Below are 10,715 nucleotides of genomic sequence, written 5' to 3' on the forward strand. Positions count from 1 at the left end.
AGTCTTCGGAGACGCCAAGATGACCACGGCGCTCTTGGACCGTGTGACGCATCACTGCGAGATCATCGAGACTGGCAACGATAGCTGGAGGCTCAAGCACAGAAGCCAATGAGGCGCCCCCCCCCCCGATTAGATGGAGGGCGGACATCAACATCGAGGGGGTCAATTTTGGACGCTGATTGGGGGTCACTTTTCGGTGCTGTTTGACAGACAAGGGAGAACCTGTCTTAACCCTGATGCTACCAGAGGACGACTGAGCTATTTGATCCTAGGAACGATCACTAGCATCCATTGGTTTCGTATTCGCAGAAGCAAAGGTCAAAACTTCGGAGTTAAAAAATCATTCGTATGCTCCAGAATGACACATGATGTTCCAAAGATAAGCATGTATGGTTTGAAACGCCACGCACGAATTTCATACTAAATTACGATGAAATTGCTACGATTCATCCCTAACCATAAGTGGCGAACAATCGCATATTTCAAGCCTTTCTAAAGAACAAAGTGGTAAACCAAAAAAGCTAACCTCGGGTTTTTGAGCACTGATCCTGTAAAATGCAAGGCTAAGTGGTAACCGGAGGAATTTGAAGAAAAACAATCACCCCCTCCCGCCGGTTCTTTCCATGATGACTCAGAAAATATCACATAAATACTGGATGGTTGTACTATCCAGTATGAGGGGGGGAGGTTTCTGCCGGGGTGGCTCCATCATTATATTGGGTCCTCGGTCTGTCATCCGCCGGCGAGCGACAATTACTTTCGCCCATAGGTAGAGGCAGGATTCCAAACGGTTATATCCTGAGCAAGCCAGGATTCACCACGAGTCTGGTAGGCCGCCCTGGATGATCTGTCGCTCCGGCACATCTCTAAGCGGAAAAAATATGGAGGGTAAAAACAGCTGACGCCCGATCCCGGAGAGCAAACGAAAAGTATGGAGTAAAAAAACGACTTTTCGCTTTTCACCCTGGCCCATACAGATATCATTTCCACTAAGCAGCGCGACTGGTCCTCGCCTGCCAGCAGAATGGAATGGCTAAGGGGTTAAAATGTCATTCGATGATATACCAAGCAAGGAAGATCCCTCAATTCGAGAAAATACTTTTAAAGTTTTAGAACAAAATAATAAGTTTTTTAGCAACCAGGAAGTTCAAAAACAAGGAGAAGCAACAGTCCAATCTGAACAAACTGTCCAGACGCCAGCGACTAATACTATAGACCAGAACATCGGTATAAATACCGAAGCTTACATCGACCACATCCTTGAGTCGTCTAAAGAGAAGGAACCGAAGAAGTCAGAAGCCCTAGAGGTCATTGAAAAAATAATCGATCAATTCGATTTATTTCACGACTACAACGGAACATCATTTGCCACCAAGATCGATAAGGGTGTAAAGAAAACATATGCCATTGAAGATGGATTCGAAGGAGCTCTTCAAGCTTGTTTTATTTCAACCTTCAATGAACCGGCCAGTGACGGTGTGATCAAGAAAACAATCAAGCTCATGAAGCACTATGCAGATGAAAACCCTGACTCTCGTAATACTTATAAACGATTTGCATTTTTAAATAACTGCTACTATTTGGACTTGAACGATGGCAAAGGTACCGTTGCGAAAATAACTAAAGAAGGTTGGACATTAGAAGTCAACCCTCCCATAGAATTTATCCGCTCCAACAACATGCGTCCTTTACCTGAACCTGTCAAAGACGGCAATTACGTCAAATTCTTCGATCTGCTTAATATCAAGTCATTAGCTGATTTGTATTTGCTTCAAGTATATATACCATGCATTTTGAATACAGACATTCCTCGCCCTGCGTTGTTTTTAGTTGGGATGAAAGGTAGTTCTAAGTCATCAACGGCAAAGCTTATCCGCCGTCTCATTGATCCAGTTGTAAACGAACTGTTGTTTCCAAAAAAGAATGAACGTGACATGAACTTGATTTTCAACTTGCACCCTCTTCCGATCTTTGACAACGTTGAAAGCTACGATGCTCGCCAGTGCAACTTCCTTTGCATGGCAATTACTGGAGGCGGTATGGAAGAACGGAAACTTAGAACTAATAGTGAAACAGTCTATACCTATTACAAAAAGCCCTTTATATCAACTAGCATCAACTTTCCGTCCGTAGCTGAAGATCTTATTGATCGATCAATAATAATAGAATTAGAAAAGATTGATCAAGAAGATAGAAAAGACGAATCTGAAATCTTTGAAACATTTAGACAAAACCATCCAATATACCTCGGAGGTCTCCTGGATGTTATTTCGAAATCGATGAGCTTCTATTCAGCGATGGAGTTAAAGGCTAAACCACGGATGGCTGACTTTGCAAAACTTGCTTGCTGTATTGGAAAAGCACTGGGGATTGAACCTTCTGATATATTGACATCGTATAATTTGAATAAATTCAAGTTTTATTCTACAGAACATGAAGACGACAAGCTGTTTGCATATTTGGTTAAGTTTCTGGAAAATAAAAATGGATTCGACGGAACTGTTACTGAACTCCTTGAAGCATTGAAGCTCTTTGTTGACAATAACTATAAGCATGATATTGAAACATTGCCGACGAAAGCCAATGCCTTATCGAGAAAGCTTAAGAATTATGACACTCATTTGACGCTGGTGAATTGGAATATGCACTTTTCAGACAATGCTCGAACGGCGAGACATATAACATTTAAGAAGATCGGCTAAGTAAATTTATTTCTAAACATCTAGAAAGACCATTTCATTCTGCTTAAAAGGACCATATTAAATAAAAAACCCCGTTTTGGGAGATAAGGGGGAGATATGGTGGAGATATTTTTTGATATCTCCACCACTAAAGCTTTGAAAACATTAACTTTTTTGAGATGGTGGAGATAGGGGAGATGTTTTTCAAAATTCCCATTTTCTTCTGGGGCCGCTGAATTTGATGAAGCAACATGTTCTATGGAAAGAATAATATTATTTAAAATTTTTAGAAAACATTAAGACTCAGTTAATATTAATTATTTTAATATATTTAAAATATCTTCATAATAAAAATTTAAAAATAATAACAATGAATAAGTATTTTTAAAAATAGTTCATAGTTAATAATATTATAATAAATTTTATTGATATAATTATCTAGAAAATATTATGATATGTTATACTTAGACATGTCTAAATTTTAGTTACTTCTTAAGCAGTTGGTATAAAGCAAATGTAAATGTGAATCCCAAAGAATTTTTTGAAATTTGAAAAATATCTCCCCTATCTCCACCAAAACCATTTTTCTTAAGAATTTTGGGCATTTAGCGGTGGCGATATTGCGTTTAATATCTCCCCAATATCTCCCCGCTATCCCCCCGTTCTTGTGAAGGACGAGCCTATCTTGTTACTTCTAATATCTTTCATACTTTGCCAGTTCTTTAATGATCGAGATAAAGATATATCTAGTTTATATTGAAAGACAATCTTTCTAAAAATTATACATTACACATTCAAGCATAATAAAATCAATCGAATTATTTGCAGTAATTAAAATGTCACGGGTGCCTTGCATCAAAAATCAGTCCAGTGTCCTTGTTGTAGGATCGACTCTTATATCTCAAATAAAAGTCGTGGTCAAAAAATAAAACTTACTTGAGGCAAGCCTATATTTCGCCTCCATCGAAAATATTTACTCAAGAAGTTCTAACTCGATATTGAGCAATCAAGTCGGGAGAAGGGATGAGACCTTTAATCTGGCCCATTTACAAGGTGGCGCATATGTCGGACGATGTTCATGGCAAACAGAAGTTGTTTACTAAAACGATAATTGAGTACAATCGTTTTGGCACATATGCAAGCGATTAGTAATGGGACGGATCATAATAACTGATTTTGAAACCAAGGGAAGTCCATGAGGTTCTGCCGTTAGGTAAAAGCTCCTGGAGAAGCTACTAAGCCTCATGGATGGCTGCGTATCTGTAAGGGATACACCAGAAGACAAACACATTTTAAAGTGCTGAATATTGAAAAGTATAAATTTTAGAAGACCAAGATAATCTAGACATATATATCTTAAACATTTAAATTCAAATACACTTCTGGTATCGCTGGATGCGGGAAATCCGCCTGTCCAGTGGTAAACAAGGGCTTGGACTGGTAACATTTCATTCTACTTGGAAGTAGTCGTATCCATCAAGAGAAATCTTGGTAGATATTGACTACAAACAACTGCAAATAATTCGATCCATGAAAAGGTCTTCACTTTTGAAGGCCTTTTTCTTTTTAACGGCAAGTTCTGGGTTCTTCCAAGGTTTCACCCCAGGAAAATTCCACGGGCTCCCCGAGCCGGCGCTCTAGGCTCCCGTTTAAGGGCCGTTTGGGGCTTGGGGTAGGGTTTGGGCCCCGGACAGGGCTTGGACTGAAATTTGCCCCACCCTAGGCCCAATGCACGTTTTCAGTATGGTCAAATCAAAGAAAAACCTTAGTAAAACAAGCCAAGCTCTGTCATTATCGATGATTTATGCGCTCTTTATATAGATATTCTTTATCAACAAACATTTTCAGCAAAGGAGCTGTTATGGGGACCAAGAAGGAAGTAAATCCTGAAGAGAAGGCTCCGGACACCAAAAAGAAGTTGGAGTCCAAGTTCAATCCTAAGCTTTTACGCGAATTGGTCAAGGAGAACCTTGATGCTATCCAGATCATGGAAAGGATGGGCATTAAGCATAAGCAAACGCTGAAGCAATTCATCTTGAAGTTAATCACCATTGATCGGGTTCTTTACGACGTTAAGGGTCTTTACCTTAAAGACTCAAAGCGACCGAAGGTTAATCAGATGGGAATCTTGAAGATAAACCTCAAGGCCCACGACCTCGGAGAGCTTGTGGTCAATGAAGGCGATGAGTTTTCGATGGAAGTCATCGAGAACAAGATCGTTTTGACAAAGATCACCCCATAACACTCTAACTGAAGTGCCATGTGAGTTAATTGCATGGCATTTCTTATTGTAGTTGTTTTTAAGTCATTTTCATCAACTTCATACAGAAATATACATCATATCCAATGTACGTTTTTACCTAAAAACGTGCTTTGGGATGAAAACACCCTTTAACACGTTGACATCAAAAGACAAACAAGTCTGTTGCCGGGCCTTGAGCTTTGGAAGATCCTTTTAAAAGCCACAAAACTAGAGCCTGGGAATAAAAACAGGCATTGGAGGGTTTCATGAAAGTTGATCCGATAAGAGAACTTAAGGACATAAAGAGCATCAAAAAGCTACTCTCGAACAATCCTCGTGACCTGTTACTTTTCGTAATGGGAATTAACGCAGGATTGAGGACACAAGATCTATTAGGATTGCGTATCTCTGATGTCAAAAGCATCAAAATAGGGCAAAGCATTTCATTGACGGAAAAGAAAACTGGAAAGTCCAATTCATTGCTCATAAACAAGGAAATCAAGGAGGCACTCGATACTTACCTCAAAAGCGATAAGCACAGAGACAACCACTTCCTTTTCAAAAGCAGAAAAGGTTCGAATTATCCGCTAACTACGTTTGCCGTTACAAAGTACGTCAAACAGTGGACAGCAGCCATTAACTTAATGGGTTCATATGGTGCCCATACCTTAAGGAAAACATGGTGCTATCATCAAAGGAAAACCTTCGGGGTTTCTTGGGAACTTATTGCGCTACGTTGCAACCATTCGTCGCCTTCGATAACTCGCGCTTATTTGGGCATCTTGCCGGAAGAAGTAAACGATATTTTGAAGCATAACATTTGAAACAACAGGGCCGCCGCCGGCCCTTTTATCCGGGAATTTATCGTAATTATCTCATGCAATTCTGGCCGTAGACGACTGCGTAGATTTCATGAGTATTTATTTTTGATACATGTTATTTTTGAAAAAAATATATGGATATGATTCGCTCACAAGTCTCAGCACCCATCAACAAACAAAGAGGTGGCTCCAAACAAACAGAATAATCTGGGTCTATCCAAAAATTCAACTCAACGAGAACTAAAAGGATTAAGCGATGGCTAGAAACTACATCGACGTTGATCATAACAGCAAAAAGTATAAATACCGCGTTAAAAACAAATCAAAGGCTTACTTTGACTTAATTGAAATCTTGGACATTCCGGCAGACATTCCTAACACAGCGACACGGTTGACGTACTACACAGAATATGGACCCAATGACAATAGTTCGAAAACTATAATTAAAGTTACTACTTTCGATAATGTTTCTTTTAATCCGAATAATATTTTGGCAAACCGCGCAGCCTTTGAAAAGTACATCAAGGTTTGTAGTTATAAAAGCTACACCGTTCGCGATGGTCTAGACATTGAATACCAGATGCTGACCGAAGTCATACCATCTTGGCTTAACAGCTAAAGGATCTGACCGTATGGCAAGACCTTAACAACGTTTTGCAATACTCTTTAATATTATAGATCCTTACTTTCAAAACTAATCAACAAAATAGAGCTATTCCATGGAAATACAGAAGCAATTAGGCAAACCTCTTACCCCAACTGAGTTAGGTAAGTTACTTGGAATTTCTGCAAGTACAGTTCGCCGAAACTATCGTCGGTTCGGCGGAGTTGAAGTAGCAGCAGGAACTTATCGATTCTTCGAAAACAAAGTAATGGAGTTGATCGATGCCAACATTAGACAAACGCTCGAAGACACCTCGTTGGAAGGGAGTCGTACAAGTTCACGGTCATCGGCAAGAACAAAGGTTCCCCGACGATACACAGAAGAGTTACCGCGCCGCAGTGCAATGGGAGGAAGAAGCGAGGAAACAGCTCAAGAATCAACAGAACCAAACCGACACGGTCTGTAACGTTGTTGAATGGTTAACGAACTACTTGGATTATTCTAAAGAGTCTCAATCTTCTAAAACCTATGAAGAGAAGCAAGCATCTTGTAAACGTTTTGCTACTTTCATAGGGAAATCAGCTTTTACTGATGAAATCGATACTGTCCAGGTAATGAGCTTCCTTCGGGGACAATTTAAAAAACGTTCTGGCTATGCAACCAACCGGGATCGTAAAAACCTTTCCGCTGCATGGGCATGGGGCAGGAAGTATGTACAAGGTTTCCCCAAGAAGGACAATCCATTCCAAGACGTAGATAGGTTCCCAGAAATCCGTTCCCCTCGATACGTTCCTACAGAAGAGGACTTTTGGAAAGTTTATAATTTAGCTGAGGGTCAAGACAAAGTAATGCTTCTCTCATTCCTTCATCTAGGGGCCAGAAAGGGAGAAGTATTCCGCATGAAGGTTAGCGATCTAGAATTAGAAAACGGTTCTATAAACATTTGGACTAGCAAACGTGAGAATGGAAACAAAGAGTGCGATGTTCTTCCTCTTACTACAGAGTTAAAAGACACTCTTAACGAATGGCTCAAACTTCGGCATGTAAATTCTGAATATGTGTTCGTAAACTTGTCCGATACTGAATTTGCCGTAAAGTATTGGGGAGAGCCTTTCAAATATCGACAACATTTCATGGAAAAGATTTGCAAACGTGCTGGAGTAAAACCCTTCGGGTTTCATGCCATCCGTCATTTAACAGCGACGATTCTTTTCCGTGCTGGACAACCTTTGTCGGTTATCCAGGCTATATTAAGACACAAATCACCAACCACAACGGCGAGGTACCTTCATGGACTTGGGTTAGGACAAACAAGAGAAGCTTTATCATCTGTTATGGACGGCAGAAGATCACAACAAACATTTAAATCGATTTAGGAGCCTGTAATGACTGATAAACCAACGACTTCAACTTTTATCCTTGAGGCTATCGCTGGACTTATCCAGGACATCGCAAAAGCTAACCAGGCTTGGCCTACCGTTAGTGTATTTAGAAAGAATAACCATGCAGCAATCGGTTTAACATGGGATGAAAACTCTCGCATTTATCAAAATGACTACGAAGCCGATGACTTGACAAATATCCTGATGTCAATTCCATTTCAAATTATTCAAAGCATCTTCTTCAACGCGAACAGCCGTGAGATCTACAGTTTGCCGCTGGACGATAAACAACCGAAAACAATTTTTTATATCAACGACGTACTTCACATGAATATTCGTGGCGACTACTTTGATTCTGAAGATTAAATAAAAAATTAATTACTAACAATAAGTATAGCACTAAAAAAATACTAAACAATCCCAGGAAAAGGAGGTGAGGCGCAAGTTTCACCTCCTTAATTACTTTTAACAATAAATAAAGGGCATTCCAATGAAAACGTCTTACTATATGAACATCGTATCGTTTGGCAAATGCTTAACTTATAAAATCAACAAAAAATGCACTGGAGAGTTTGAAATCATTGAAAACCAAAGCCTTGCTCCGAATCATGACATAAAGTTCGAAGAAACTACACACTTATATCTATGCAAACACGGGAAAGCCATTAAAGCCACAAGCCTTGTCGAATGTCGCAAAGGCAAATTCGACGGAGTAAATATATCTGAATGCCCAACATATATTTTGCAAAAAGTATTTGCCACAATGATCAAGCTCTACGAAAAGAACATGTTCTCCCAAGGTCTTCCGCTCCGTTCATTCGAGCACTTCCATGAGTGTTTATATCCGATGATTTTCAAAAAATAAACCATCTCAACTAATAGATACTTACTAAACAAGGGTGAGGCTGCGATAAACGGCTTCACCCTTTTATTATTTTCTCATTCCCTGACCTGACTCCAACGGCAGCTTGGACGAGACACCCGAGAAGTCGGGCAAAACACCTCGGCCTAAAAACTTGGGGGAGCACCGACCCGGTTGTGGGGGCCAACCCGCGCCGCCCCCTTGTACGCCTTGTATCCCATTCAGGTTTGACTGTGGAGCCACGCCGGCCGGCCAAACTCAGACGAAGATTGGAATTTTAGGCGCACCAAAAAAACTACAGTAGTAAATTTAAAATCCATGTTGACATGCAGTACGGGCCGCGCTAGTGGAAATTTCACCAGCACAACAACAGCCGTGCATAGCAATGCGAGGTTAATATGGAGGTTTTGCTTAAATACTAAAGTTATTTTTCAACGAAAAGCTTCCAAGTACGGGAAAGTTAGCGAGACCATGAACCTCTACTGCACAAGGAGAATTCACATGAACCAGACGTTAGGCAGAATAGTCGCTTGCTCTAAAGAAAAGCGCATCTTTCGGGCTATCCTGAGCGATTCTAGAATCTGCGAGCCTGGGAGTGGACCTGGATACTTCGAAAACGACGGCGGGATAGTCTTTCCCGACCACTCTTCCTTGAAACTGTATGAAGGAGAAGTCCTCAACGAAGACTCCACACCGATCTTAGCTTTTGACTTGGTCGAAGCTAATGTCATGAAGTTTTCCAAGGAGATTAAGGATATGTTTGTAGAAGCCGCCATCAACTTCCACAACAACCGTCGTGTGGTTACGCTGGCTGGATATTCAGGAATTACTCAGTTTTCACGCAAGCACTTGAAGTAGAAACACTTTGAAGTCATGAGCAAGGTAATTTCTACTTAACCAACCTTCAGGCCAGTGGGGTCTATGCGAGGCTCCACTGGCAAAATCAATCTTTCACATTAAAGAAAAACAATGCTCTCCACAACAAACATTGATTGGACAGAAAAGACTTGGAACCCTGTCACTGGATGTACAAAAATTAGCCCTGGATGTTTACACTGTTATGCTGAGCGCATGGCTCATAGATGCCAGTGCATGGGGCTTGCAAAGTACAAGAACAATTTCGAGCTGACTATTCATCCAGATACATTGCAAGAACCCTTGAAAATCAAGAAGCCTACGATGATCTTTGTCAACTCGATGTCAGACCTTTTCCATAAGGATGTGCCGCTGGGATTCATCCAGGATGTTTTCGACGTCATGGGCAAAGCTAAGCAGCACACCTTCCAAGTTCTGACAAAGCGCGCTGAACGTCTGGCTGAACTCGCACCATCGCTGACTTGGTGGCCGAATGTCTGGATGGGGGTCACGGTTGAGCGCCAGGATTACCTTCACCGCTTGGATTGTCTTCGAACTGTCCCTGCGGCAGTACGGTTCACCAGTTTCGAACCGCTCCTTGGGCCGCTCATGAACATTAACCTGGACGGGATCGGATGGGTAATTGTCGGCGGCGAATCCGGCCCCGGCGCTCGGCCAATGGAACCAGCTTGGGTGACCGGCATTCGTGACCAGTGCTTGGCGAAAGACGTACCCTTCCTGTTCAAGCAGTGGGGCGGCCCTCAGAAGAGCAAGAAAGGAAAGCTTCTTGATGGTCGAGAATGGATGGAGTTCCCTGTAGCCATCTAGAAATTGATGGCACGATCAGTAAAAGCAAAGGGTGTCACAGGAAAGATGCCCTTTGCTGTTAAATCTGGAGATTGAGTCTACAATCTTTATTCCTATTCTTCCAAAACCTATTACATGACGAGGATCAATCTAATGACTAAATACTTCGCCATCTCTGAACATGGATCTACCCAGGATCATTTTGAAATTAGTAACAAACAAACTGGCAGATTAAAAACAACATTCGAGAAGTCAATTTCGAGTATGTATCTAGTGTTGGAATAGACAGCCCGACAACCTTGATAACACCATTACACAAAGGTTATATAGTCATGAGTGTTGATCAGCATGGAATATTGACCCCTCTTTGGATGAAATCAGCGTCCAAAGTTGACCCCCTCGGCAGCCCCCTTAGATGTCTTCGATCATCGGAGACGGGAGGGGCAGCGAGAGGAGATGCT

The 10,715-nt window shown here is 41.3% G+C and carries 9 protein-coding genes; all 9 read left to right on the forward strand.

From position 1 onward, the window contains the following. On the forward strand, window positions 1–112 hold a 112-nt coding region (locus tag GTA51_RS21110), incomplete at its 5' end, for an ATP-binding protein (RefSeq protein WP_246198130.1). 934 nt (window positions 113–1,046) lie between these two features. Then, window positions 1,047–2,702: an AICE element replication initiation protein gene (locus GTA51_RS19395; RefSeq protein ID WP_160964065.1), complete on the forward strand. Its 1,656-nt coding sequence runs from the start codon at window positions 1,047–1,049 to the stop codon at window positions 2,700–2,702. Window positions 2,703–4,542: 1,840 nt separating this feature from the next. After that, window positions 4,543–4,923: a hypothetical protein gene (locus tag GTA51_RS19400; RefSeq protein WP_160964067.1), complete on the forward strand. Its 381-nt coding sequence runs from the start codon at window positions 4,543–4,545 to the stop codon at window positions 4,921–4,923. Between the two features lie 266 nt (window positions 4,924–5,189). Beyond that, a complete protein-coding gene (locus GTA51_RS19405) occupies window positions 5,190–5,747 on the forward strand; it encodes a tyrosine-type recombinase/integrase (RefSeq protein ID WP_160964069.1) in 558 nt (185 codons plus the stop codon). A 253-nt stretch (window positions 5,748–6,000) separates the two neighbouring features. Further along, on the forward strand, window positions 6,001–6,363 hold the full coding sequence (locus GTA51_RS19410) for a hypothetical protein (RefSeq protein ID WP_160964071.1): 363 nt from the start codon (window positions 6,001–6,003) through the stop codon (window positions 6,361–6,363). 266 nt (window positions 6,364–6,629) lie between these two features. Next, entirely contained in the window at window positions 6,630–7,724 is a 1,095-nt protein-coding gene (locus GTA51_RS19415) for a tyrosine-type recombinase/integrase (protein WP_160964073.1), read from the forward strand. A 9-nt stretch (window positions 7,725–7,733) separates the two neighbouring features. Beyond that, complete coding sequence (locus GTA51_RS19420) at window positions 7,734–8,096, forward strand: hypothetical protein (protein WP_160964074.1); 363 nt, start codon at window positions 7,734–7,736, stop codon at window positions 8,094–8,096. 997 nt (window positions 8,097–9,093) lie between these two features. Continuing rightward, window positions 9,094–9,450: a hypothetical protein gene (locus GTA51_RS19425; protein ID WP_160964075.1), complete on the forward strand. Its 357-nt coding sequence runs from the start codon at window positions 9,094–9,096 to the stop codon at window positions 9,448–9,450. Window positions 9,451–9,561: 111 nt separating this feature from the next. Continuing rightward, window positions 9,562–10,275: a DUF5131 family protein gene (locus GTA51_RS19430; protein WP_160964076.1), complete on the forward strand. Its 714-nt coding sequence runs from the start codon at window positions 9,562–9,564 to the stop codon at window positions 10,273–10,275. Window positions 10,276–10,715: the final 440 nt, after the last annotated feature.

It is taken from the genome of Solidesulfovibrio aerotolerans, assembly GCF_009856865.1.
Lineage (GTDB): Bacteria > Desulfobacterota > Desulfovibrionia > Desulfovibrionales > Desulfovibrionaceae > Solidesulfovibrio > Solidesulfovibrio aerotolerans.

Bases quoted from the DNA above. Each gene is read 5' to 3' on its own strand.
- GTA51_RS19395 (WP_160964065.1), top strand. From the start codon at position 1,047: ATGTCATTCGATGATATACCAAGCAAGGAAGATCCCTCAATTCGAGAA.
- GTA51_RS19400 (WP_160964067.1), top strand. From the start codon at position 4,543: ATGGGGACCAAGAAGGAAGTAAATCCTGAAGAGAAGGCTCCGGACACC.
- GTA51_RS19405 (WP_160964069.1), top strand. From the start codon at position 5,190: ATGAAAGTTGATCCGATAAGAGAACTTAAGGACATAAAGAGCATCAAA.
- GTA51_RS19410 (WP_160964071.1), top strand. From the start codon at position 6,001: ATGGCTAGAAACTACATCGACGTTGATCATAACAGCAAAAAGTATAAA.
- GTA51_RS19415 (WP_160964073.1), top strand. From the start codon at position 6,630: ATGCCAACATTAGACAAACGCTCGAAGACACCTCGTTGGAAGGGAGTC.
- GTA51_RS19420 (WP_160964074.1), top strand. From the start codon at position 7,734: ATGACTGATAAACCAACGACTTCAACTTTTATCCTTGAGGCTATCGCT.
- GTA51_RS19425 (WP_160964075.1), top strand. From the start codon at position 9,094: ATGAACCAGACGTTAGGCAGAATAGTCGCTTGCTCTAAAGAAAAGCGC.
- GTA51_RS19430 (WP_160964076.1), top strand. From the start codon at position 9,562: ATGCTCTCCACAACAAACATTGATTGGACAGAAAAGACTTGGAACCCT.